The 25,461-nt window shown below is 59.5% G+C and carries 23 protein-coding genes; 10 read left to right on the plus strand and 13 right to left on the minus strand.

Annotated features, from left to right (window positions below; genetic code table 11):
• Positions 1-56: 56 nt before the first annotated feature.
• Positions 57-704 carry a cysteine hydrolase family protein gene (locus AC0L3O_RS13505; RefSeq protein ID WP_473615791.1) on the minus strand — a complete coding sequence of 216 codons (648 nt, stop codon included), beginning with the start codon at positions 702-704 and terminating at the stop codon, positions 57-59.
• Positions 705-832: 128 nt separating this feature from the next.
• Here AC0L3O_RS13505 and AC0L3O_RS13510 point away from each other — a divergent pair, with 128 nt between their 5' ends.
• From AC0L3O_RS13510 to AC0L3O_RS13535, 6 genes are all read left to right on the plus strand, one after another.
• Positions 833-1,810, plus strand: coding sequence for a helix-turn-helix domain-containing protein (locus AC0L3O_RS13510; protein ID WP_473615793.1), 978 nt, complete (start codon positions 833-835; stop codon positions 1,808-1,810).
• A gap of 294 nt (positions 1,811-2,104) precedes the next feature.
• Positions 2,105-2,566, plus strand: coding sequence for a DUF4126 domain-containing protein (locus AC0L3O_RS13515; RefSeq protein WP_473615794.1), 462 nt, complete (start codon positions 2,105-2,107; stop codon positions 2,564-2,566).
• Entirely contained in the window at positions 2,563-3,939 is a 1,377-nt protein-coding gene (locus tag AC0L3O_RS13520; RefSeq protein WP_473615795.1) for an FAD-containing oxidoreductase, read from the plus strand. Before AC0L3O_RS13515 ends, AC0L3O_RS13520 begins: the two co-directional genes overlap by 4 nt.
• A gap of 196 nt (positions 3,940-4,135) precedes the next feature.
• Positions 4,136-5,191, plus strand: coding sequence for a M14 family metallopeptidase (locus AC0L3O_RS13525; protein WP_473615797.1), 1,056 nt, complete (start codon positions 4,136-4,138; stop codon positions 5,189-5,191).
• A gap of 280 nt (positions 5,192-5,471) precedes the next feature.
• Positions 5,472-7,661, plus strand: a complete 2,190-nt coding sequence (locus tag AC0L3O_RS13530; RefSeq protein WP_473615798.1) for an anthranilate synthase — start codon at positions 5,472-5,474, stop codon at positions 7,659-7,661.
• A gap of 232 nt (positions 7,662-7,893) precedes the next feature.
• Entirely contained in the window at positions 7,894-8,823 is a 930-nt protein-coding gene (locus AC0L3O_RS13535) for a cation diffusion facilitator family transporter (RefSeq protein ID WP_473615799.1), read from the plus strand.
• A 449-nt stretch (positions 8,824-9,272) separates the two neighbouring features.
• Here the strand turns inward: AC0L3O_RS13535 and AC0L3O_RS13540 are convergent, their stop codons facing one another.
• Positions 9,273-10,349: a hypothetical protein gene (locus AC0L3O_RS13540; RefSeq protein WP_473615801.1), complete on the minus strand. Its 1,077-nt coding sequence runs from the start codon at positions 10,347-10,349 to the stop codon at positions 9,273-9,275.
• A 139-nt stretch (positions 10,350-10,488) separates the two neighbouring features.
• On the opposite strand from AC0L3O_RS13540, the gene AC0L3O_RS13545 reads away from it, so the two are divergent.
• From AC0L3O_RS13545 to AC0L3O_RS13560, 4 genes are all read left to right on the plus strand, one after another.
• Positions 10,489-10,926, plus strand: a complete 438-nt coding sequence (locus AC0L3O_RS13545; protein WP_473535142.1) for a DsrE family protein — start codon at positions 10,489-10,491, stop codon at positions 10,924-10,926.
• A 151-nt stretch (positions 10,927-11,077) separates the two neighbouring features.
• A complete protein-coding gene (locus tag AC0L3O_RS13550) occupies positions 11,078-11,770 on the plus strand; it encodes an SDR family NAD(P)-dependent oxidoreductase (RefSeq protein ID WP_473615802.1) in 693 nt (230 codons plus the stop codon).
• 46 nt (positions 11,771-11,816) lie between these two features.
• Positions 11,817-12,125: a putative quinol monooxygenase gene (locus AC0L3O_RS13555; protein WP_287120831.1), complete on the plus strand. Its 309-nt coding sequence runs from the start codon at positions 11,817-11,819 to the stop codon at positions 12,123-12,125.
• A 574-nt stretch (positions 12,126-12,699) separates the two neighbouring features.
• Positions 12,700-12,978: a hypothetical protein gene (locus AC0L3O_RS13560; RefSeq protein ID WP_473615803.1), complete on the plus strand. Its 279-nt coding sequence runs from the start codon at positions 12,700-12,702 to the stop codon at positions 12,976-12,978.
• A 55-nt stretch (positions 12,979-13,033) separates the two neighbouring features.
• Here AC0L3O_RS13560 and AC0L3O_RS13565 read toward each other — a convergent pair whose 3' ends face one another.
• The 11 genes from AC0L3O_RS13565 to AC0L3O_RS13615 all read right to left on the minus strand — a co-directional run bounded on the left by AC0L3O_RS13565 (position 13,034) and on the right by AC0L3O_RS13615 (position 25,425).
• On the minus strand, positions 13,034-14,071 hold the full coding sequence (locus AC0L3O_RS13565; protein ID WP_473615805.1) for an FkbM family methyltransferase: 1,038 nt from the start codon (positions 14,069-14,071) through the stop codon (positions 13,034-13,036).
• Positions 14,022-14,918, minus strand: coding sequence for a glycosyltransferase family 2 protein (locus tag AC0L3O_RS13570; RefSeq protein WP_473615806.1), 897 nt, complete (start codon positions 14,916-14,918; stop codon positions 14,022-14,024). Before AC0L3O_RS13570 ends, AC0L3O_RS13565 begins: the two co-directional genes overlap by 50 nt.
• A gap of 29 nt (positions 14,919-14,947) precedes the next feature.
• On the minus strand, positions 14,948-15,499 hold the full coding sequence (locus AC0L3O_RS13575; RefSeq protein ID WP_353682631.1) for an LbetaH domain-containing protein: 552 nt from the start codon (positions 15,497-15,499) through the stop codon (positions 14,948-14,950).
• A 92-nt stretch (positions 15,500-15,591) separates the two neighbouring features.
• The gene (locus tag AC0L3O_RS13580; RefSeq protein ID WP_473615807.1) at positions 15,592-16,746 is read right to left on the minus strand and encodes a glycosyltransferase; all 1,155 of its coding nucleotides are present in this window, start codon (positions 16,744-16,746) and stop codon (positions 15,592-15,594) included.
• A 79-nt stretch (positions 16,747-16,825) separates the two neighbouring features.
• A complete protein-coding gene (locus AC0L3O_RS13585) occupies positions 16,826-17,890 on the minus strand; it encodes a glycosyltransferase family 4 protein (RefSeq protein WP_473615809.1) in 1,065 nt (354 codons plus the stop codon).
• A 23-nt stretch (positions 17,891-17,913) separates the two neighbouring features.
• On the minus strand, positions 17,914-19,164 hold the full coding sequence (locus AC0L3O_RS13590) for an O-antigen ligase family protein (RefSeq protein ID WP_473615810.1): 1,251 nt from the start codon (positions 19,162-19,164) through the stop codon (positions 17,914-17,916).
• Positions 19,165-19,325: 161 nt separating this feature from the next.
• Positions 19,326-20,348 (minus strand): glycosyltransferase family protein, encoded by a 1,023-nt coding sequence (locus tag AC0L3O_RS13595; protein WP_473615811.1) that lies wholly within the window; start codon positions 20,346-20,348, stop codon positions 19,326-19,328.
• Positions 20,349-20,464: 116 nt separating this feature from the next.
• A complete protein-coding gene (locus AC0L3O_RS13600; protein WP_473615812.1) occupies positions 20,465-21,610 on the minus strand; it encodes a polysaccharide pyruvyl transferase family protein in 1,146 nt (381 codons plus the stop codon).
• A gap of 2 nt (positions 21,611-21,612) precedes the next feature.
• On the minus strand, positions 21,613-22,701 hold the full coding sequence (locus AC0L3O_RS13605) for a nitroreductase family protein (protein WP_473615814.1): 1,089 nt from the start codon (positions 22,699-22,701) through the stop codon (positions 21,613-21,615).
• A gap of 2 nt (positions 22,702-22,703) precedes the next feature.
• A complete protein-coding gene (locus tag AC0L3O_RS13610; RefSeq protein WP_473615815.1) occupies positions 22,704-24,020 on the minus strand; it encodes a flippase in 1,317 nt (438 codons plus the stop codon).
• A gap of 151 nt (positions 24,021-24,171) precedes the next feature.
• A complete protein-coding gene (locus tag AC0L3O_RS13615) occupies positions 24,172-25,425 on the minus strand; it encodes a glycosyltransferase (protein WP_473615817.1) in 1,254 nt (417 codons plus the stop codon).
• Positions 25,426-25,461: the final 36 nt, after the last annotated feature.

A 25,461-nucleotide genomic window follows, 5' to 3' on the forward strand; every position in this document is an offset into this window, starting at 1 on the left:
ATGATAGGGGCGCCGCAGCGCTGCGGCGCCCTCTTTTTGCTTGGCGCACCAAACTTCTAGGCGGCGCTGCGTGCCAGCGCGCGCTGGTTGGAGGCGTAGGGCGTATCGCGCTCGGGCAGCACGCCGGTCTTCAGGCAGTCGATCCATTCGGCGGTCTTGAGAACGGCGGCGAAGCGCGACTGCAGGACAACCGTCACCACGCGATGGATGTCCTCGGCCGAGGCGTAGCCGGCGCTGTTGGCATAGGGTAGCGACCCCGTTGCATCCGACAGGAACTCGACCGCCAAGCCCATATGGACGGCGTGGATGACCGTCGACAGATCGCAATTATGCGTCATGTAGCCGATGACCGTGATCGTATCGATAGCGTTGGCGCGCAGCCATTCCTCGAGGTCGGTGCCGGTGAAGGCGCTTGGCAAGGTCTTTTCGATGTAGTGGTCGCGGTTTCGCCTCGCGATCTCGGGATGCAATTCTGCGCCGTGACTGCCCTTGGCGAAGACCGGTGATGTTTCCGGCGCCAACTGCTTGACGACCACCACCTTGACGCCTGCCTCGGCGGCCGCGTCCATGGCGCGCGCCACATTGGCGACGGTGTCGCGGAAGGGCGGGTGCTTGATGGCGAGATTGCCGCCGTCATAGTCGTTCTGAACGTCGACGACGATGAGGGCACGGCGTGGCGCTTTGCCTTTGGCTGATTCCGACATGGAGTTTTCCTTTCCCGTTGACATTGATGGGTCGAGGATAGACTCGGCATCGGTCCGCAAAAGTGTCCCGATTGACATAGTTCGAAATAATTGGGACATTCGGGTCCAACCCCTCATTGGTGCTCATCATGGCCGATCCGATCGTTGCCGCCATCGCCTTCGATGGCATCAGCCCGTTCCACCTCTCCGTGCCCTGCCTTGTATTCGCAGAGGATCGCACGACGCTCGGCCTGCCGCGCTTCGAGTTCCGGGTCTGCGCGATTGAGGACGGGCCGATCCGCACCGATGCGGGGCTGACCATCAGCGCCCCGCACGGGCTTTCCGCGCTTGATGGCGCCGACATCGTCATCGTGCCCAGCTGGAAGAACCTCGAAGTCCCACCGCCAGCGGCACTGATCGAGGCGCTGCGTCGCGCGCACCGGGGCGGTGCGCTGATTGTCGGATTGTGCCTGGGAACGTTCGCTGTTGCGGCGACCGGACTGCTTTCGGGGCGGCGAGCCGCGACGCACTGGGCTTTTTCCGACCAGCTGCAAGCCCTCTATCCCGACATTCTCGTCGAGCCGGAGGTGCTCTACATCGACAATGGCGATGTCGTGACCTCGGCCGGTGTCGCCGCCGGGCTCGACTGCTGTCTCCACATCATACGGGCTCGCTATGGCGCGGAGGCGGCACTCCGGCTTGCCCGGCAGATCGTGCTTTCTCCTCATCGTCAGGGCGGGCAGGCGCAGTTCATAGAACGCCCCATCGCCAGGACCGGCAATGCCGACCGCTTCGCACAGGCTCTCGACACCGTGCGCAAGACGTTGCACGAGACGCACAGCCTGGACAGTGTCGCCGACATCGCCGGCCTCACCCGCCGGACATTCACCCGCCGCTTCCAGAAAACAATCGGCACCAGCTTCGGCGACTGGCTGACCGACCAGCGCGTCGCGCTGGCGCAGCGGCTGCTGGAAGCAACGGAAAAATCAATGGACACGGTTGCCTTCGAGGCCGGCTTCGGCAGCGCCACCTCGCTGCGCCAGCATTTTGCGGCGCGGCTCAGAACCACGCCCGCGCAGTACCGCCGCGAATTCTCGAAGAACGCTCAGGAGCGCGTGGCAAGATAGTTGCAACTCATATTGGAACAACCACTGTCGGTGTCGGCGCTGCCCCTCACCTGCCTGCCGGCGGCGCCGTCATCGAGAATTGGTCATCCAACCTGAGTTGTACGCTATCTTTTGTCCTGAAGCGATTGCCCTGCGCTCGATCCTGCCGCTTCGAGCCATGGCGGCCCTCCCATCCTACCCCTGCTGTTTCAATATGGCGAATGCCAGAGATCGCAGGCCTCTGGTCAAATGCCGAACCTATGCTAGCCTGCCCCGGCTGGGCTGTCCCCAGGCCGTGTGATCGAGGGGTCAATCATGCTGTACCTTCTTGCACTTCTCATCGGCGTCGTGGCTGGCCTTCGCGCCATGACCGCGCCCGCCGCCGTCGCCTGGGGCGCCTGGCTCGGCTGGCTGCCGGTCGCCGGAACCTGGGCCAGCTTCATGGGCCACTGGATCACCGTCGGCATCTTCACCATCCTGGCCATTGCCGAGCTGGTCACCGACCAGTTGCCGTCGACGCCGAGCCGCAAGGTGCCGCAGCAGTTCGGCGCGCGCATCGCTGTCGGCGCCTTCACCGGCGCGGTGATCGGCGCGACCGGCGGCGCCACGGTCGGCGGCCTGATCGCCGGCGCCATCGGCGCGGTGATCGGCACGCTGGGCGGCGCCGAGCTGCGCAAACGCCTGGCCCTGGCTTTCGGCAAGGACCAGCCCGCCGCCTTCATCGAGGACGCGGTGGCAATCGTCGGCGGCCTGCTGATCGTGGCGGCGGTGGCATGATGGCAAGGTCATTCGACGCCATCATCATCGGCGCCGGACAGGCCGGCCCGCCGCTCGCCGGCCGGCTGACGGCGGCCGGCATGAGTGTGGCGCTGATCGAGCGAAAGCTGGTCGGCGGCACCTGCGTCAACACCGGCTGCATGCCGACCAAGGCCATGGTCGCCAGCGCCTATGCCGCGCATCTCGCCCGCCGCGCCGCCGACTACGGCGTGACGCTCTCCGGTCCGGTCGGCGTCGACTACAAGGCGATCAAGGCACGCAAGGACAAGGTGTCGAACGACGCCCGCGGCAACCTCGAAAGCTGGATTGCCGGCATGGACGGATGCACGCTTTTTCGCGGCCATGCGCGCTTCGAGACCGCCAACACGGTGCGCGTCGGCGACGAGCTGCTGAGCGCCGGCAAAATATTCATCAACACCGGCGGCCGCGCCTCGGTGCCTGATCTGCCAGGCGTCGACGAGATTCCGTTCCTGACCAACTCGTCGATGATGGATCTCGACGTGCTGCCGCGCCACCTCGTCGTCGTCGGCGGCAGCTACGTCTCGCTCGAATTCGCGCAGATGTTCCGCCGTTTCGGTTCACAGGTCACGGTGATCGAAAAGAGCCCGCGGCTGATCGGCCGCGAGGACGAGGATGTCTCGGCCGCCATCCTGTCCATCCTCGAAAACGAAGGCATCACGGTTCATCTCGGCGCCGGCGACATCAGCTTCGCCAGGCAGGGCAGCGACATTGCCGTGACTTTCACCGCCGGCAAGGCGCCGGCTGTCGGCTCGCATGTGCTGCTGGCAGTGGGCCGGACGCCCAACACCGACGATCTCGGCCTCGACAAGGCCGGCGTCGAGGTCGACAAACGCGGCTTCATTGTCGTCGACGACCAGCTGCGCACCAGCGTGCCCGGCATCTGGGCGATGGGCGACTGCAACGGCAAGGGCGCCTTCACCCACACCTCCTACAATGACTACGAGATCGTCGCCGCCAATCTGCTCGACAACGATCCGCGCAGGGTGAGCGATCGCATCGAGGCCTATGCGCTCTATACCGACCCGCCGCTCGGCCGCTGCGGCATGACCGAGGCAGCGGTTAGAAAGTCCGGCCGCCGCGCGCTGGTCGGCCAGCGGCCGATGACCCGAGTCGGCCGTGCCGTCGAGAAAGGCGAGACGCAAGGTTTCATGAAGATCCTGGCCGATGCCGACACCAACGAAATCCTCGGCTGTTCGGTGCTCGGCCCCGGCGGCGACGAGGCGATACACTGCGTGCTCGATCTGATGTACGCCAAGGCGCCGATCAGCACGCTCGCGCGCGCCATGCACATCCACCCCAACGTCTCGGAACTTCTGCCCACCATCGCCCAGGAATTGAAGCCGCTGGCATAGGCTACGACCGCAAGCGGCAAGCGCACAACGGCGCGGCTTTGGCCCTGCTGGCGGTCGCGGTGGCGGTGATGTCGCAGACACTGGATCGCCAACTGCTGGTGACGCACCCCGCGCAATAGTTGCGCCCATAGCGCAGCAGACTGGACCAATCGACAGCGTGTCGGCGAAAAGGCATGTGTTTTCCTGGAGGAATATCATGCAGAAATCGATCGAGCGTATCGCCGGCGACAGCGAGGGCGTTTGCTACGAATTCCCAGTGTTCCGCTTCGAGGGAACGGACAGGGCGGCATCCTCGGCCTATCTGCAGGCCGCACTGCATGCCGGCGAACTGCCGGGCGTCGTCGCCATCGACGCGCTGATGCCGATGCTTGAAAAGGCCGAAGCCGAAGGCCGCATCAAGGGCAATATCACCGTGGTGCCGCAAGCCAATCCGATCGGCCGCGCCCAGTATCATTTCGGCGAGCACCAGGGCCGTTTTCACCTGGGCACGCGCACCAACTTCAATCGCGGCTTTCCGCTGCTGGCCGCGCCTGACGTTAAATTGTTGCCCGACACCACGCTTGGTACTGCCGATCTGCGGCTGAAGAGCCGGCTGCTGCAGCTGTCGATCGGCCACGACATCGTGCTCGACCTGCACTGCGACGACGAGGGCCTCGCCTACCTCTATGTTCACACCAGCCTGTGGCCGGCCATGGCGGATTGTGCGGCGGCCATGGGCGTCGATGCGGTGATCCTGTGGGATGAAGATACCGACGGCACCTTCGAAGGCGCCTCGATCACGCCGTATCTGAACCTCCCTGCCGAGGTGGCGCGGTTCGACCGGCGCGTCGCCACCACGGTCGAGTATCGCGGCATACTCGATGTCGACGGCGCTCTGGCCGGCGCCGATGCCGAAGGGCTCTATCGGCTGCTGGTGGGGCGCGGCGTGATCCTGGATCAGGCCCTGTCCACGCCCGGCAGCTTCACCGGTATCGTCGCGCCGCTCGAAAACATCGACATGATGCCGGCGCCTCGGGCCGGCGCGGTCCTCTATAACGTGAAGCCCGGCGACCGTGTGGCAAAAGGCGCACTGCTCGCCACCATCGTCCATGCGCCGGGTGAAGCCGGCGGCCGCACCCAGCTGTTCGCGCCGCAGGCGGGCATCATCCTGACACGGCGTTCCCGCCGCATCATCCGCGCCGGCGAAGATCTGCTGAAGCTGGTCGGCGACAGGAAGAGCGCCGATGCACGGTCGGGAACGCTGGAGGATTGAGGGCTCATGCCCTTCTCCATGCCCTCCATTGGAATCCAGTTGCGCGGCCGTGCAATCGCCGCTATTGGAATCGCCATGAACATGCGCTCGATCAAGACCGTTTGGTGGTGGGCTCGCTGACAGCGGCCTGTTCGAACGCGTGCGCGTGAAAAATGGAAGGTGGCCGCAACGGAATGTCCGGGCGGCCATTTGTTTTTTAAAGCCATGCCCCGGTCCGTTGCCCCCAAGACGCTGAAATATCCAAGATGCTGAAATAGCCAAGACGCTGATGGAGACGGCAATGACGACGAAAATTCTGGAGAACGGGGCGGAGCGCTTCGTCACGGCGGGTGGCGTGACGATTACCCGCGAGCGCCATGACCGGCCTTACGAAGGCGCGATCGACGCCTATGTCGACGGGCTGAATGCGCGCCGTGGCGCCGTGTTTTCGTCGAATTACGAATATCCCGGCCGCTATACGCGCTGGGACACCGCCATCATCGACCCGCCGCTGGTGATCTCGGCGCGTGGCCGCGCCATGCGCATCGAGGCGTTGAACAGCCGTGGCGAGATGCTTCTGCCGGTGGTCGGCAAGGCGCTCGGCGGCCTTGACGACGTGACGATCGCCGAGACGTCGAAAAGACTGATCCGCCTCGACGTGGCCAGGCCCGGCCGTGTTTTCACTGAAGAAGAACGCAGCCGCGTTCCCTCCGTCTTCACCGTGCTGCGCGCCATCACCGCTCTGTTCAAGACAGAGGAAGACGCCAATCTCGGTCTTTATGGCGCCTTCGGGTACGATCTCGCCTTCCAGTTCGATCCGGTCGACTACAAGCTCGAGCGCCAGCAAAGCCAGCGCGACCTCGTGCTGTTCCTGCCCGACGAGATTCTGGTCGTCGACCACTATTCGACCAAGGCCTGGACCGACCGCTACGACTATTCCAGCGATGGGTTTTCGACACAGGGATTGCCGCGCGACGAAATCGTCGAGCCGTTCAAGACCGCCGACCGCATCCCGCCGCGCGGCGACCATGAGCCCGGCGAATATGCCAATCTGGTGCGCAAGGCGATGCAATCGTTCAAGCGCGGCGACCTGTTCGAGGTGGTGCCCGGCCAGATGTTCTACGAGCGCTGCGAGACACCGCCCTCCGATATCTCCCGCAAGCTGAAGGCCATCAACCCCTCGCCCTATTCCTTCTTCATCAATCTCGGCGAAGGCGAATATTTGGTCGGCGCCTCGCCCGAGATGTTCGTGCGCGTCAACGGCCGCCGTGTCGAGACCTGCCCGATCTCCGGCACGATCAAGCGCGGCGGCGACGCCATTTCCGATAGCGAGCAGATCCTGAAGCTGCTCAATTCGAAGAAGGACGAATCCGAGCTAACCATGTGCTCGGACGTCGACCGCAACGACAAGTCGAGGGTCTGCGACCCGGGCTCGGTGCGCGTCATCGGCCGCCGCCAGATCGAGATGTATTCGCGGCTGATCCACACCGTCGACCATATCGAGGGGCGGCTGCGCGAAGGCATGGACGCCTTCGACGCGTTCTTGTCGCATGCCTGGGCGGTCACCGTCACCGGCGCGCCGAAATTATGGGCGATGCGCTTCATCGAGCAGAACGAGAAGAGCCCGCGCGCCTGGTATGGCGGGGCGATCGGCATGGTCAATTTCAACGGTGACATGAACACCGGCATGACGCTTCGCACCATCCGCATCAAGGACGGCATCGCCGAGGTGCGCGCCGGCGCCACGCTGCTCTTCGACAGCATTCCCGAGGAAGAAGAAGCCGAAACCGAACTGAAGGCATCCGCCATGATCTCCGCCATCCGCGACGCCAAATTAGGCAATGCCGCCGACACCGAACGCGCCACCGCGCGCGTCGGCGACGGCGTCAACATCCTGCTGGTCGACCACGAGGACTCCTTCGTCCACACGCTGGCCAATTATTTCCGCCAGACCGGCGCCAATGTCTCGACCGTGCGCACGCCTGTGCCGGACGAGGTCTTCGACCGGCTGAAACCCAACCTGGTCGTGCTGTCGCCCGGTCCCGGCACGCCGAAGGATTTTGACTGCGCCGCCACCATCAAGCGGGCCCGCGCGCGCGACCTGCCGATCTTCGGCGTCTGCCTCGGCCTGCAGGCGCTGGCCGAGGCCTATGGCGGAGAGCTGCGGCAGTTGCACGTGCCGATGCATGGCAAACCGTCGCGCATCCGCGTGTCGAAGCCGGGTATTATCTTTTCCGGCCTGCCCAAGGAGGTGACGGTCGGCCGCTATCACTCGATCTTCGCCGATCCGGTGCGGCTGCCCGACGGCTTCGTCGTCACGGCCGAGACGGAAGAAGGCGTCATCATGGCCTTCGAGCACAGCAAGGAGCCGATCGCCGCAGTGCAGTTCCACCCGGAATCGATCATGACGCTCGGCCACAATGCCGGCATGCGCATCATCGAGAACATCGTTGCGCATCTGCCGCGCAAGGCCAAGGAAAAGGCGGCTTAGGGCGAGGAGTTTCCGTGTTGAGGTTTGCGCCCTACGTCGCCCCCCTCTGTCCTGCCGGACATCTCCCCCACTTGGGGGGAGATTGTCTCTCATTTCGGCTTTCGCCAATCTCAAGCATTGCAGATCTAGCCCGAATATCTCGCACGACGTCATCCATGACAGCCGATCTCCCCCCTTGTGGGGGAGATGTCCGGCAGGACAGAGGGGGGCGCCGAAGAACGCGGCTTCCTCAATGACAACAGCCGAAATCAAGGCGACCGCCAAGCGCAAGGTCGCCAGCCTCGCCTTCTGGTCGATCATCCTCGCCTTCGTCGTGCTCGGCCTGAAGCTTGCGGCCTGGTACGTCACCGGTTCCGTGGCGCTGTATTCGGACGCGCTGGAATCGATCGTCAACGTCATTGCCTCGGCAGCCGCCTATTGGGCGATCCAGGTCAGCCACAAGCCGGCCGACCAGGATCATCCGTTCGGCCATCACAAGGCCGAGTATTTCTCGGCTGTCCTGGAAGGCGTGCTGATCGTGCTGGCAGCCCTTCTGATCCTCAACGAAGTATGGTGGTCCTTGCGGCACCCCGTGCCGCTCGACCAGCCCTGGACCGGCCTTGCCATCAACGGCGTCGCGACGGTGATCAACGCCTTCTGGGCCTTGACGCTGATCCGTGCCGGCCGTGACGAGAAGTCACCGGCACTGGTCGCCGACGGCAGGCACATCATGACCGACGTGGCGACCTCGGTCGGCGTGTTCATGGGTGTGGTCGGCGCCGTGCTGACCGGCTGGCAAGTGCTCGATCCTGCTCTTGCCGTCATCGTTGCGCTGAACATCCTGTGGCAGGGCTGGCACGTCATCGGCTCGTCGATGAACGGTCTGATGGACCGCGCCGTCGACACGCAGGAGCACATGCGCATCCGCGACATCATCTCGGCCAATTGCAAAGGCGCGCTGGAAGTCCACGATCTGAAGACGCGGATTGCCGGCCGCGCCACCTTCATCGAGTTCCACCTGGTCGTCGACGCCGACATGTCGGTGGGCGCCAGCCACGTCATCTGCGACCGCATCGAGGATGCGCTGAAGGCAGAAATCCCCTCGGTGCGCGTCACCATCCATGTCGAGCCCGATGACGAGGCAAAACTGCCCAAGGGCACGACCGCCGTGCCGTTCGCGTGAGGCGGCAGCGAACGTCGATGGTCCCTTCAGTGGCAAAATCGCCCCTTGCAGATGGGCCGCAACACCCCTCCCTCGTCATCCCAGGGCGGAGCAGGAGCGAAGCGACGTCGCGGAGACCCTGGGATCCATGCCGTTACCTCTGTGGCACACGAAGGCGGACCAGAATCGAGTGCTTCTTCGTCACGACGGGTCCGGAACGGAGGACGACACATTCCGAACTGCTGCATTCTTCGGCGGATGTTACGGCATGGATCCCAGGGTCTGCGCTCCGCTTCGCGTTCACTCCGCCCTGGGATGACGAAGGCATGTTGGTCTCTGGCTAATCGTTGGCGCTGGCGATTGGCAGGCGCACCGCCTGCGAACGACCGACCAGAACGCGTTTGCCTTGCGCATTTCCATCCAGCTCCCCGTCATATCCGCCAATTTCCGAACCAAGGATTCGGATCCGATCAAGGCGCGCAGGCAGCCTGCGGCATCGGTTCCAGCCGATAGACCTTGTCGTCGGATGCGGTCTCGCCGTCGGTCGCCTTCGAGCAGAGGTCGACGATCGGCAGGCTGCTGTTGGGGTTGGCCAGCATCATCGTGCCGTTGGCGCCGCGGCGCAGAAAAATCTCCCTGGCCGCGATGTCGCAGGAAAAGTCGCTCGTCCTTGCGCTCGCCACACAGCGCCACTGGTCCGCTTCGCCGTCGCAACTGTAGCTCTGCGTGACCTCTACGGCACTTTGGCGCGTGGTGACGGAAACTTCTATGTCGGCGCCATCAGGCCAGCTTGCCGGATCGCCGTCCTTGGCGAAGGCGGCCAGTTCGATCGGGCCCCGGAAAACCCGGATGGTGTGGGTAAGCTGATCGGGATGCGAGCCGAGATGCGCGGCATCGTAGTCGCGCCCGTAGCAGAACGGCTGGTCCCGTTTCAGCCGCTCGCGCAGCGGTGCTCCCAGCGCCGGATCGACCGGATCGATGCGCGCGAATTCGGCCTTGCAGGTCTCACCCGGCATGCGGTCGAGCCGAAAGCCGTCGTCTTGCGTGCCGAGTGCCTGCCTGGCAAACTCCGTTTCGCCAAGCTCGTCCTCGGCGCCGGCATCGAGATAAAGGTTGCGATGCACGCCGGAGACGATCAGCCGGCCTTTTTCGTCGACGTTCACCAAGGCCATGGTGCGGTCGCATTCCATGCCGCAATGGATCTCGCCCGACTGCGGATCACCCTTGCCGCACCAGCCGCCGACCCATTCGGGCTTGTTGGCGCCGCGCACCGTCGTCGCCAAAAAACCGTTGTAGCCGGATGGACCACTGCTCGGCTCCTCGTTCGGATGGCTGACCGGATCGCTGCCATAGTACAAGAAAATCCGTCCCACCTTCTGGTTCGGGTGCACCTTGAGATGCGCGGCATCATAGATACGCCCGAAACAGCCATCCTTGCCGTCCGGGCTGAGTTCGGTGAGCTCACCCGTATCGTCGGCAAGGGCCGTGCCGGCGACAGCGGCCAGCAAGGCGACAGCAAGTCCGGCGCCCACAATGGTCTTCCCCACAATGGTCTTCCCCCCCAATGGTCTTCGATGTCATGTGCCCCTCCTCGCCCCTCTTCGCCGACTACGACGCAACTTCAATTTATGCTAGGATCGAGGCCGAAGCCACGCAATTTGCGAGGACATGCTGGAGAACGACATGATGCGACGCCGCGATATTTTCCGCGCCGGCCTTGCCGGAGCCGCCGGTCTTCTCGGGCTGCGCCAGGTCAAGGCGGCGGCAGTGGAAGAGGACAGGCAAAAGGTCGCCTATCACCTCAGCGACCTCGACAAGGTCGGCTTCGTTCTGGGCAATATCAGGAACCACTATGAGGGCACCGGCGGCAAGGTCGACATCGTGCTGGTCGTGCACGGACCGGCACTCGCCGCCTTCAAGTCGAAGAGCGCCTCGGCTGCCATGTCCGGCCGTTTTTCCGGTCTGGTTGGCGACGGGCTGGCCCCGCATGCTTGCGCCAACACCATGCACGGCATGGACGTTGCGCTCACCGATCTGCTCGACGGCTTCCATGCCGCCGCGACCGGCGGCGTCGTCAAGCTCGCCGAATTGCAGCGCCACGGCTACGCCTATTTGCGGCCCTGAACCTCTACGGACTTTAACATGAGCACGGCGAGGCCCTATGAAGAGCAGGAGAGCCCCGGAGGAATGCCAACCACCACAACCGCCCCTGTCACCGCCACCCTTGTCACCTCAACCCTTGTCACCCCCACTTTGGCGACCTCGCCGGCAGGAGGTGCTGATCACCGGCGCTTCGACCGGCATCGGGGCGGCACTTGCACTGGCCTACGCCGCGCAGAAGTGCCGCGTCGCGCTGCATTCAAGTCGGGCGGCTGCCGAAAACCTGGCCAAAACCATCCGCAACGGCGGTGGCGAGGTATTCCCGGTCCAGGGCGATTTCTCGTTTCCTGCCGATGTCGAGCGCGTCGTCGAGGACAGCGCGCAACGCTCGATGGCCTGGTCAACAATGCCGCCTCGGCCGCGTGCCTTAGCCGAACTGAGCGAGGCGCATTGCGACGCGGACCTCAACGCCCGCTCCGTGCTGACCGCATCACGCCAGGCGATGCCATGGCTGAAGCGCCAGGGCGGCTTCATCGTCAACACCTCGTCGATTGCGGCACGCAATGGCGCCGGCGGCGGCGCAGGCCTTTATGGCTCGGCTCGTCTCCAATGTGACCCGCGGCATGGCCAAGGAACTGATCGGCTCGCGTCAACGCGGTGGCGCCGGGCACCATCGCGACCCCTTTCCATGAGCGCTATTCGACCGAGGAGCAGGCCATGGTTGCCACCATTCCGCAGGGCCGCGCCGGCACGCCGCAGGATTGCGTCGGCACGCCGCAGGACTGCGTCGGCGCCGTTCCTCTCGTCGGCCCTGTTGAGCGGTTACATCACCGGCCACGAGGTGAACGGTGGCCAGTTGATGCCGTGAGTGGCGGCCTGCATACTTGTCGCAGCAAGCAACGGAGAAACCGGCAATGTATGGTCTGATCGGCAAGATGCGGGCGACGCGCGGCCAGCGCGACGCAATGATGGACGTCCTGCTTGCCAGCACCGGCGCCATGCCGGGCTGCCTGAGCTATATCATCGCCACCGATCCGGCCGATGCCGACGCGATCTGGGTGACCGAGGTATGGACCGACCAGGCAAGCCACAAGGCTTCGCTGCAACTGCCGGAAGTCCAGGCGGCGATCGCCAGGGCGCGGCCGATCATCGCCGGGTTTGAGTTCCAGGTCGAAACGCATCCTGTTGGTGGGTTTGGGTTGGCCGAGGCCAAGGCGGGATAGAGGCGGGATAGAGGATAGGCTGGCGGGACAGCGCCCCCTCTGTCCTGCCCTCTTTGCCAAGACTCAGCATCTCCCCCACGAGGGGGGAGATTGGCAGCTTCAGCGTCCCGCCCACTCTTGCGCCATCAGAGAATGGCGAAACCCAGGATGACGGCCAATCTCCCCCCAAGTGGGGGAGATGTCCGGCAGGACAGAGGGGGGCGCGAAGGATCGCAACGCAAGCGACGCGTGCGTTGAAGACGACACGTCGAGGGTCCAGTGCAGAGCGTTCTCCAGTGGCGGCGCACGGCATGAGCGGCCCGTTCGGCTCGGCGGAGGCGATAAAGTACCGCGTGTCGAAGCGGCTTTGTCCTTCAGTCCAGTGCGCGAGCTGACGCGCACGATGGTTGTTCGGCAGGTGCAGTTCGCCGGGAAAGCGGCGCCGGCCGTGGAGCCAGCCAGTCTCGCGGGAGACGGTGACGGTGCGCTGCTTGATGCGACCATCGCCAGCACAGAACGGCCCTTTACTCAAACAAAGTAAGAAATTTTGCCATCTGTTTCTCCTTGCTGTATTCGCTCCGGATCATGGAATGGCTTGCCGCCGCAATATTTCGCCCAGCCAGGTCGCAAGGACAAGGATGTCTTCGAAGCCCATTATCGCCTGAACACCAGATCGGCGTTGAGGCGTCACTTTTCCGGATATGAGATCGCCTTGCATTCCTGGGAGGCCGAGCCGGCCTATCATGCCGGCAAGGCCGCCATCTTTCACCTGGTGAGAGCCTGGAGCTCACTGGTTCCGAGCGGCATGAGCACGGCGCTTTTTGCGTTCATGCGTAAATCCCAGGTCGGGACCCCAACAGCCTGGAGTTCTTGATGAAGGCCAACGCCGCGACCGTTAATCAGCCGGCCAGGTGATGTTACACGCCCCTTCAACTCTGAATAAACCTACCAGCCTTCTCCGCAGGGATAGCAATTGTATTCCACGCAGGACCCTCAATATCGGAATTTGGCAGGAGCGGTTTGGAACCGTCGAATAACCGATAATCGCTCCCGACCAGGATACGACCAATTTCAGCGGAGTTACGAGGGGAAACCTCGATGGCCAGAGCCGGACGCGCGTCTCTCAAGAAGCGAGAACTCGCATCAAGCAATTCCGCCTCGGCCCCTTCGACATCGATTTTCACGACATCAGGCGATGGCAGCAACTTAAGGCATTCATCAAGAGACAGACATATGATGGTTTGCAGCTCACGGACACCGCCCGTCTGCGAATTTCCGTATTCGGCCAGCGCATTCGAGGCTCGTGCGCGGCTGGCAATAGCAAACGACCTGAAGCCCATTACGCCCGCCATTCCCGCGGGGATGATCAACAGTTCTGCGGCTTCACTAGGCTGGAGGCTGGCGGTGCGGCGCAGCAAAGCCACCAGGGAAGTGTCTGGTTCGAACGCAACAACGCGCCCTTTTGAACCGGCCAAACCAGCCGCGGCGACGGTGAAAAGCCCAATGTTGGCGCCAATGTCCCAAACGGTATCGCCTTTCCTTATCAACATTCTCGCCGCTGAAAGAAGGTCCGGGTCGATTTGGGAAATTGACTTGAAGAAATATCGCAACCCTCCGGCCGTAGAGACCATAATCGGCAAACCGCCAAATTCCTCAGGCATCCGGCGACGGCGTACCTGATCACGCATCATCCGTTCCAACAAAATTCTAAGTTGGCGCATCAGAATACCAGACCCACACGCAGAGAAGCTCTCATTTACGTTCCTTTCCGCCTCAGAAATTAACAATCGAATCGTTTGAAAATACCAAGTTTTGTAGAAGGCGTACTGAAATCCAGCTGAACCTATCGAGAAGCCCGAATTTAAAAAAGTATGTGAATAAGAACATGGCCACCGGATACTAGACAAATTTCCATACTTAAGTCTTTGGCGACGCGTCATAATACGAAGAGTGAGCGGCTTTTGCATCTATCATAATTTCGTAAGCCAGCCTAAGGCAGGCAAATTGGTACCCTGCAGCACCGTCCAATATTCCAAGGCGAACAATATAAAGATAAATAAATACTAAGAATGGGCGTCCAGGAATCCTGTAAGCCAAGTTCTTCTGTGCCTCGCGCCTGGCGCCGGGATCTCTAGACACTAAACATCTTACTGTACGCAACGTAATTGGCGTTCCCCTAATCAGTCTCGCTTCCATCGTTGAGTAGCGATTGTGCCTTTCCAGCCACCAGTCCAAGCCTTTATTAAACGGAAAATGGAGAATATGGCCCTCAAGCTCCTTGGCAGAACCGTCGGCACGGTAACTCTCGTTTACCTTGCGCTCTACCAGAACCCTTCCGCGGCGAAATACCCGAGGGAACCAAGTAGGATATCCCGAGGAGCGTCGAAGCCAGCGATCCAGAAACAGGTCCTTTCTCCGAACCCGAAACATAGCGACGCTTGCATCTGCTGTCTCAATGTGATGTTCGATCTCCGCTGCTAGCTCACGCGTCATCCTTTCGTCCGCGTCAAGCATAACAATCCACTCATCGAGGCCCGCCAACGTTAGACCAAAATTTCGTTGATCTGCGTAGTCAGTAAAAGGTCTCGTTACAACCACCGCTCCCATCTCCTCTGCTATCTTGGCAGTACTGTCGGTACTCTCCGAATCAAGTACATAGATTTGCTCCCGCCAAGGTATTGACGCTATGCAATCTGCAATGTTGACTGCCTCGTTGTAGGTCAGAATCAAGACTGATGGCATTTCACGTTTACCCACAACCCATGCTGGATTTCCGACCACGACAGTACCTTCATCCACGTTCGAAACAACCATGACGCCGATGGCAATCTTTGACTCTGAGGTCAGCGTGTACCGACGCTCCTGGCCGGGTTCCCAACAACAACCAGATTCGGACCGACGTCACGTACGACGACAGCCCTGGCTCCGACCACGGCTCGTTCACCAATTGTGACTCCCGGACCGATGAATGCATCGGCGCAGATCCATGCCCCGGCACCAATGGAGATCGGCGGTTTCGTGAGCGGCATTCGAGGATCCCTGTGGTCATGCGAACCCGCACATAGATGTGCACCCTGCGAAATTGTGGCGGCCTCCCCGATACTGATCTTTCCCAAGGCGTAAAGCACAGCTCTGTCGCCAATGGCAGCGGAGTCACCGATCACAAGATTCCATGGAATGGCGATCCTCACAGAGGGATAGACATGCACGTCTTTGCCGACAGTCGCGCCGAACCGCCTGAGCAAAAACCGCCGCCATCCCCACAGAAGCCTTGGGCTCACCGAGAACAGTGGCCCCGTAAGAGCCCAAAGGGAGCGACCCAGCTTTTCCTTCCTGGACCACTTCCGTGACGCCCGATTGGCGGCTACATGCGAGGCTAAATTAGCGGGATCCATCTTGTCCAGTCATCCAGAGGCCGTGATGGCGCCCTTTTTGTTACTGCGGGCTGCGTGCCCGTCGCGAGTGAGAGCTTGGCTCGAAGCATCGATCATGTATCAGTGAGCACAAAGTCTGGCTGCTTATCGCTTTTGACACACCAGCGATAGACATGGGCCATGTTGGCAGCGATCCTCTGCCATGAGAAATCGCGTTCCATCCATGCCCGGCCCCGCGATCCCATTGCATCCAGGGACGTTCGCGGCATCGCCATGGCGGTTTTCAAGGCCGCGGAAAGTGGCTCTATCCCATGATCTATCCACCAACCGCATCGATGTTCGGCGAGCCCCTTCCATGGAGCGCCAACGGTACAGATTACCGGTGTCGCATTCGCCAGGGCTTCGGCCACCACCATACCAAAATTTTCATTCAAAGTAGGCAAAGCGAACAAGTCGGCATCCTGATACGCTTCTTGCTTGGCCTCGCCAAAGACGGCATCTTCAAAAACTACTCTGACCAAACCGAGCGCCTGGCAGCGTCGTTCCAGTGCCTCCCTGGTCCCTTTCTCCGAAGGACCGACTATCCGAAGTCGCCAATTGCCATGCGTAGCTTCTATACGTGCCCATGCTTTAACAAGACGATCAATTCCCTTCTTGGGATGTATCCTACTCAGGCAAAGTACAGTTCGCATTCGTTCACCCTCTTTTGGCCTCTCGGCCAACAAAGGCAAATCGATGCCATTCGGAATAATTGCCACCGGCGCGGTCAGTCCAAAAGCACGTAGTTCCAGACACTCCTGTAGACTGGTAGCGTGGAAGCAGGCTGTGGAGTGGAGGGCGCGCTTCTGTGCCATTGCCCAAAAAGCCCGCTTTTTATAGTAAGAGAATTGAAGCGCACCTTCACCCAGCATCCCTCTGGGAGACACAATCAATGGTCGCCCATATCGCGCCGCGCTCCAGCCGGGGTAGACATTCGGCATCAGCCAGAGCCCATGCGAGTGAAAAATCGCCCCGGAGCTGGCTGATTGATCCAACGCCTCGTAAAGCTTTCTTGAAAAACACAGTCTCTTGGCGACCGGTACTTGGCCAAAATCGCACGGAAAAACGCGAGAGCGCGCAACGTTCGGGTCCGGTTGCCCTCTCGTTATCGTGCTCCACAGCTGCGATTCAATTCCCCGTTCACACAGAGAATCGGAAAGCCGCCGAACCGAATAGCTTGGACCAGAGGCTTCCGCAGCAACTGATGCCACAACTTGCACGATCTTCATATGACCGACCATCTCTGCAACCAGATCGATCCAGCCGCCTCAAGAAACACGACACCGAATTCTTCGTCCGTCACTCGACTCACATCTCGCTGTGCATTTTGTCGATAAACCGAGCAACAGCATTGGCGAATGGCTCCGGCCCAAATTTCGTGGCCACCGATCGAGACGCGCTTTCTGCTTCCTGCCAGTGGTGCGTATCCCAGGAAGCGATTGACCGCAGGGCGTCAGTGATGGCATTCACATCACCGGGACGAAACAAAACCGAGTTGCTTTGCGTTGCGAGGTCCGACGCCGCGCCTACAACTTGTGACAAGGCAAGAGCGCATCCGCTGAGTACAGCTTCATGCGCCACCAAGCCCCAGGGCTCGGACAGGGATGGAAGGACCAGACAGCGCGCATTCCGGAACACATCAGCAAGTTGCGCCGGCTGAAGAAAATCGGAGACCTCGATCAAGGGATGACGAGGCAGTTGGTCCCGCAATGGCCCGGCCCCACAGATTTGAAGCGACCAATCCGGATTATCAGCAGCGAAATCCATAAACGCCTGCGCCAGGGCAACAACGAACTTCACCTGCACCAGTCTTCCAACGAACAAAAAGCGCTTGGGGCGAGAATGCAGGGGTGCACCCCCGTTAAACAACGCTGGATCGGCGCCGTACATTCCCTGGAGCACCGTGCCTGGCCGATAACCCATGCGCTCGGCGTATATTGTTCCCGAAACGCCTGGCACAAACACGCCATCGAAGCGCCGTCTCAAAAGAACGCTATGTCGTATCGGATCAAGCAGGTGCTGCCGCAGGGTTCCTTGCCAATTCGAATCGGTTTGCAAGATCACTTTTCCGCCGTTCGACCGGCAGCGGGCAGCGAGTGAATTGAAGGCCGCCCAGTGAAATCCTCCTTGGAAAAATAAGTCGGGCCGGCGCATGCCCAAGCGCGTCCAGTCCGCATTGGCGTCCCGACCATCAATCCAGTGTACAGCCTGACCGAGAGAACGTTCCATGCCTGCAATCGGCACAACCGGCCGGGTTCCAATCACTGTCACGCGTCCAGGAAATCGGTCAATTACGAGACGAATGCATCTAGCTGCGTAGTCTGGAAGACCGGACCAAGCGAACGCAATCGATTCGATGTTACGTGTCGTCATAGCTATTTCCGTCTATTTTGTGTTCATCGCAGGTGCCTAACACCAAGTCCGCTTGCACCATAAAACTTGTAATGCGGCGCGCTGAGGAATCTTTTTGCGCCAGCTAGAGAACCAGCACCAGCAATATACAAATAGACCATCATTGTATGTGAGGAAAATACACCAAGGAACACGGCCTCAAAGACGCTTATGGCGAGAATCAACACAATGGCCGATAAATATAGGTCCACGTGTTCCGTATCAAAACGACGATACCTTAATCTAGTAACCTTAAAAAAATAGCCGATAGAAGAGATAAGAAACATCAACAGAAATGCCAACGCTATCACCCCCCCACTGGATGCTGCAGATATCCAAGAACTTACAGTAAAATAATACCTCGCCGGCTCTTCGCTTGGCTCGCTACCAACAAATGGACTTTGAAGAAACTGATTCCATCCCGCGACCCAATACTCAGACCGAGTATCGGAACGTCCTTCCACGAAACGCGATCGAATTAAGTCCGATATTGAATCGTAAAATGAGAAATAGACCAAGGGTAACGCTAAAACGGATAAAATCAACACGTAAACGATACGGCGCCGGTCCAAAAAAACCCGAGAGCCCATAATAATACACAGCAGCGTCCCAAAAAATCCTAACCGAGATCCTGATTGATACTCGAGAAAAAGGACACACGCCAACATGACCCCCGCCGACACTCCAATAATGCTTTTTACTCGGTAATGAACGACACAATACAATAGCGCCGGCACGCACAAAGCGCACACCATCGCCAAGTGCTGCGGGTTTGCGGTCACACCGAAAAATCTCGCACTAAACTTGACAGCTGAGCTACCGGGAAAATAGATGTATGCATACACATTGCAGGACAAAAACAGAATCGAAAATATGTAGATAACCTTTACAACGTAAGGCATGAGGTTCGATCCCTCAAAGCTCTCTCGCTCGTAGCGTGATGCACATACTACAAACACTAATATTTGAATAGCTATCGCAAATGACCCTAAGATAAATATCTCCGAGTTACCATAAAGAAATAACTTAAAAATAATGAACACGTTAACTGCTGCAATGTACATTGACGCATTGCGCCAGTCTCTACGGCGAATCCCCTTCCCCAACATTAACGTCGCGACAATCGCTATGAACATAGCTCCAAGTGACAAATTACGCCCCTGAGCAAAAAGGAGTTCAAGCGGAGCATTCATAGGGGGATATAGCTGACCTTCGAAATCTTGCGCCTTCGCAAAAGCCGCAAACCAGAGAGCCATACCAGAAGTCGCCGCGACAACCGAGTGCCCCCCCCGGGAGGAACGGCTTTTCCCTCCATTTACCATAAGAATCCTTGTTCCGAATACGGGCTGTATAATTATGTACAGTCCGTCTGATACTTGAAAAATACCTCAATTGGCCAGAAGGACGTTGACCATACTCAACTCTTTCCTGCCAGACCTGCATTTATAACCTCGATAAAAGTCCGACGCCATTCACCAATCTCGCCATCGTCTGGACCTATCTGGGCACCGGCAGTAGACCGTCCTGCGATCAAGACCTTCGCCAACTGCTCCGTGACCCCATATCTCACTGGAATAAAGGGGATTCCGGACTCGAACGCCAGCCGAGAAACCACTGCCCCCTCACGAGTGATAGGTACCGAGCCCAGCTGTACTGCTCGACCAAAAATGCCGGAGGCCTGATCATATGCGGGATTATAACATGCCCAGATTAGCTCTGAGGTACTTATCAAACTCAGCAGTTCGGCGTCAGAAAGAAATCGGTCTATCACGACCGCTCCTGTATCAGAAAGTTTTTCTAACACGCTGCGGGTGTGCGGGTTTGCTGAGCCCGCCACCACAATCTGAGTGTGTTCCTTGATTTCCGGAAACTGCTCCAGAGCGTCGGCAAGGAACTCCAAGCCCTTCCCGGCATTCAGAACGCCGACCGCAATGCAAAGGCGCTTGCGACCTGCCATCGAGCGAAGTTGGGCAGATAGGCTGGTCTCCTTCGGAGATAGAACGGATACACCGTCATGCAAGTCCCAATACTCTGGGTCATGCACACCTGCAGTGGCCACCTGAGCGTAGCTGGCCACTACATCGAACGGGGTTATGGCTACAACTGTGAGACCCGGAAGGTATCGCAGAGCTCTGAAAAGCAGCCATTTTAGACGGTATTTAAGCTTGCCTGGTATGAAACATTGCTCCGGCCGCAGAAACAACGCAACCGTATTCTTACCAAGAAGGCTTCTTACTAAAGAGAAGCAGACGAATGAAACTATATGCTCGTCGAGCGTAGCAAACAATAATTCCCTGCAAGATATTAATTTATAAGCCATCTTAGCAGTAATACGCCCAAAGGCTCTTTCCATTCCAAAGATATCACTCAGCGTAATCAGGTATGATTTCCTGTGACCGCCACAGGTTTTCACATAGACCACTCTCTCGACAGTTTGCAAAAAGCCTAGCTCCGATCTAACAGCCAAATTCCAGTCGCCGAACGCGCGGATCAAATGCGTACGGGAGACCCCAAAATGGGCATAGATGCCCAGTGAAATGCCAGCAAAGACGCAGGTCAGGCGGCCTTGTCAAGAAGCTGGAACACGTCCTTCCACATCTGCTGCACACCGGCCTTGATTCGCGCCCCGGGCTCTGCGAGTTCATCTGAGAGCGCGGCGCGTTGACTACCGTCGATGAGGGAGCGAAGCCTGGTCTCGAGACCTTCCTCGCTAGCCGACACATCGGCCAACATATTCTCGCAGCCATAATCCTCGAACAGGGCTCGGTATTTATGGCTCCAGCCCGTGCCAACCACTGGCACTCCCTGGGACAAGGCGCTGATCAGGGCATGGTAGCGGCTGCCGACTAGCCCGCTGCATTTGCCAATCAGGCCTTTTGCCTCGAGAGGATCCCCTGCCGTCCATATCTGAATGGGTTCGGAGAGCTGTGCGTTGACATGCTCGGCCAACACTCGATCCCCGGCGCCCTCATGAATCAGGAAGAACGGAGTCATTCCCGCCGACTGAAACATGCTCGCCACTTGCCGCAGAAAGCCCGCATAATTGCCGCTTACGTCACCGCTGGTTTTGTCGACCATCCGCGCGTTCGGCACGATCGCCACCAGTTTCTCGCCTCGCGGAGGATTGGCGGGCGGACGAGCTACCAGCAGATTGGTGAAGTCGGGCGCAAGCCGGATCGATGCACGGCCGCCTACGGCACTCACAAGATTTTCCATCGAGTATTTATCGCGCGCGAAAATCAGGTCCGCGTGGTCGGCAACGACATTTATTGCGCGGCGAATGCGATCCGTACCAAACGGACCAAGTGCCTGAGGCAGCAGAATAAGGCGCTTGCCCGCGCGCTTCCAAGCGACGGCCCGGCGCGCCAAATCCTCGGTATGCTGCGGGCCCCATTGGTCCGAATAGGCCAGGCCGGCGGCGTCGAGGATCACATCCACCTCCGCTCCCGTCACAAATCCGAAACGATGACGTAACTTGCCCGGGGCGAGCTCGACGATCTTGCCGAGATCGACGCCACGTCGGACTAGCTCCGCCCTGTGCCAAAGACCATATCGCGCCCGGAGTTCATACGGACTGGTCGCGTCGGGTGCCATCGCAACCCGCGCAGCGGGGTACCGCGCCTTCACTTCCTGTGAGGCCGCGATGAGCATCATCGCCGCCCCCTTGTTCTCAAATCCGGCTTTTCTGATTTCAAATGTCAAGGTCATAGCGCTTGAAGCAAGAGGTCAGCCCCTTTTTTCTGAGAGTATGGTATCTGACCGTCCCGGTCGGCATAGCCCACCGCAATGAACATGATCACCCGCTCATGAGTCTCCAATCCCACGGCCGCCTGCAAGGCTTTTTCGCGTTCGTCGACATCAGGCCAGTTGATTGCGCAGGTCGACAGGCCCAGTGTCTGGAAGGCGAGCATCAACTGAGCCGAAGCGAGAGACGAGTCGATATAGACCAGGTGCCTATCACGCTCATGTACATAGTAGGAGAGGTCTCCCACAACGAGGATCAGACAAGGGATGTTTTTCGAAAAACCGCCCGTCCCGCCGGCAAGGGATGCAATGTGAGCGGCCTTTTCCGGATCCCGGAACAATAGGAACGAATAGGGCTGGCGGTTGCAGGCGGAGGAAGCAAGAGAGGCCGCCGAAACGGCCTTCTCGATGAGATCCTCAGGAACCGGCGCGGGAGAATACCATCTAACCGAACGCCGTTCCGAAAACAATGCATACAGCTGATCGAAGCTGATTTCGCTGCGGGTACGGCTAGAGCTTGGATAAGGCACGAAGCTTGGTGTCGGCGTCTGACTTGGCCATGCGAGGAAACGCTCCTTTGCCTTCTTGATCCTGGGCGTCTCGGCTACTATCGAGAAATAGGTCGTCAGGACGTCCGCTGCCCATTTCAGCTCATCGCGGTCGAGCGCTGTTCCAGCCGCGCCGCGCAGGAACAGAGATACGGTGGCCTCGATGTAATCCTCCGCAAATACGGCCCTCCTCGGGCGCATGATCAGCCCCTTCTCAAGACGATGTATGTTGCGGCGCAGCTGCGATGAGCTCCTCTGGACGGCGATGTCGCTGTTCCGATTGGCAACAATCCCAGACAGAACGGCACGATGCTCCCGATAGAAGCGACTGCTGAAAAACGTGAAATAGACCGACGCAAGGAACCCGCTGCGACTCGCGGGCCGGATCAATCCGGCGCGCAGGCGGTCGAGCAGGACCACGAAAAGTGCGCGAGCCGCCTGGCGGGGGGAACGCCTTGCGAACCTTTGGAAACGTGCCGCTTTGTCGATGAACTCGGTCATCTTCAGCCATTCCTCAATTTTCGGTAGAGTGTCATTAGTTTTCGGATGCCGCGCCATGGCTGAAACAACGATCTGGTCATCATGCGGAAGATCGGCTGTGTGTCGGAGGACAAGAGCAAGGCGAAGTAGGATGCGGCCGCGTAGGAGAAAAGAGTCGCAGCTGCCGCTCCTATGCCCCCAAATTGGGGTATGAGCACTAAGTTCAGCCCAACGTTGAGCAGCGCCCCGGCGCCCTGGGTCATCATAGAGAACTTGGCCATGTTCTTAATAATCACCCAGCGACTAAAGCCCTGGCGTAGGAATATGAACGGCAACGATAATACGTGAACCAGAAAGATCGGGACAGCGGGGGAGTAGGATGGACCCATGGCAAGATTGATCGTTAGCGGGCCTAGAGCGAACAGGCCGACCAGCACGATCAGCGCCGAGGTCGCGAGAATGTCGAACAAATCCTGCAAGCGTTCCGCAAATGCCGCGGGATCCCCGGCATTTATCTGCACAAGTTTTGGAAATGCCGTACCGACGATCGCCGCCGGGATAAAATAAAGCGCCTCGGAGAGGAGCGATGCGATTGAGTATATGCCAACCGTTTCGGGTCCCTGCATGGCCCGCAGCATCACCTGATCTATCTTAAGATAGATGACTGCGAACATGGATCCTACGAAGATCATCACGCCCTCGCCAAGCATGGTCCTTGCCCGCAGCATCGAGAAAGACCAGGTGCCCAGCGCCGGACCTCCACGCCGCAGGAACACTACGATCAGCAGTATGGCTCCGATCGCCGCGCCTAGTGTCTGGCCCACTCCCACGGCGACCACTCCCGCACCGGCGAGAACGGCGCCCACCTTGAATGCTCCCCCCGCCACCACGCCGACGAGGTTGGAAACGACGGCATAGCGCGCCTCGACGCGCGAGCGGAACCAATTGCCCAGCACCGCGCTGATCGGCTGCATGGCAACGGCAAGGCTTGCCAGCACGAACAGCCAGCGTTCCTCGGGAAGATTACCGGGCATCAGCAGCCCGAACGTCAGGAGCCCCAAGACGGCCAGAGCGAAGCCGGCGCCTTTCATGACAAACGCAATGCCAAGCGTTTCGGATTGCATCCGGCGCTCGTCGAGCAGTTCACGAATCAGAAGACCGTCCAGCCCCATATGGCCAATGATCCCGAACAAGGCGACCATGGACATGACATAGGCGTACATTCCAAAATCTTCGGGCCCGAGATATCGCGCGACGACGACTGTGACCAGAAGGCCCAGGATCCGCGCAACGAGGCTGTCGGCCATAATCCAGGCGGAGTTGAAGAAATAGCTCTTCATTCAATAGAAGCGGCATGCGTCGGTACAAGACAACGTGTGACCTTGGAGGGCGCGCTGCCAGCCAGGCAATCCGGCGGAATGTCGAGGACGCTCTGCGCCGCGATTATAGAGCGCGCGCCAATCCTCACCCTCTCAGGACGGTCGCCGCGGGTCATGCTTGATTGCCACTCAACAAAGATTCATACAGGTCAATATAAAGATGTGCGATAGCCTCTGGTGAGTATCTGTCGATTACGGCGGCGCGTGCCCTCAGTCCAAAATTCCGTAACAATGGAACTGGCAGGGCTCGTGCCGTCTCAACAGCGGCCATTACTGCGTCAGCGTCACCGTGCTTTGCCAGCCATCCGGTCTGCCCGTGACTGATAATCTCCTCGGCTGGCGTCTTTACGAGCCCGATGACGGGAGTTCCGCATGCCATTGCCTCGACCGTGACCTTGCCGAACGACTCCTGAAGTGAGGGCATTACAAACACGTCGGCTGCCGAATATATCTGGTTTAGAATGACATCGTCGCGGAGGAGGCCAAAACTGGTGCAGTTTTCGGGCACCGGATCGACAAGTTCTGCAAGGCCATTTCCAAACAAACACCAATGAACGTTTTTGTCTTCTCGATATACATTGAGCAGGTGCCGCATGATATCCGCGCCTTTGCGCGGATCGGCCAAATTCAAAGCACCAGTGGCGATAACGAACTTCTTCGCCGGGAGTCCCAATGCGCTACGAGCCTGCGCCTTATCCATCGCGCAAAGATGGCTCATTTGCACGCTGTTTGGGATTATATATATATCACGCTCGCGCAGCACCGCACTCTTTCGGGCCTGCTCGGCGATCGTGTTGCTGATCCCGACAAATACCGATTGCGGCCCGTAGTGCTCGGCCTTGAATACAAGATCGTTAGATGTAATCGTCTCATACCCTCCACCCAAGAGCGGGCACTGGCCACAGCCACTGGCATACTTCTCGCACCTGCCGGAAAAATGACACCCGCCGGTGAACGGCCACATATCGCGCAGTGTCCAAATCACCGGCCGCTTTTCACTTCCAATTGCGCGCCAGAATGCCGGCCCAAGCGTGGGCGCGTGGGCCCACTGGACATGAATGACATCAGCCCTTCGATATTCCGGCGAATTGTGCAGGCCGAGGCCATGGGAGATGGGATGGAAATTCGCCGGAATCTCGCCAAATTGCCGCGTGAAATTCCACTTGTAAAAACGGTTTTTGATACCAACAGGCAGTCGTTGGAGCAGAGAAACTCTTCTGGCGTACAACTCCTTCGGAAGGTCTCGCTCAACCCTTCCCACGATGCGCGAACGAACTCCAGCAGTCAATAGTGCTTCGTGCACAGCGCGGATTCCTCGACCCGCACCAGAGTCGAGCGCGCAGCCAACGATCTGAACTACATTCATGCTAGTCGAATAATCCGTGCGGAGCCGTCACATTCA

Source organism: Mesorhizobium sp. WSM4810 (assembly GCF_055811235.1).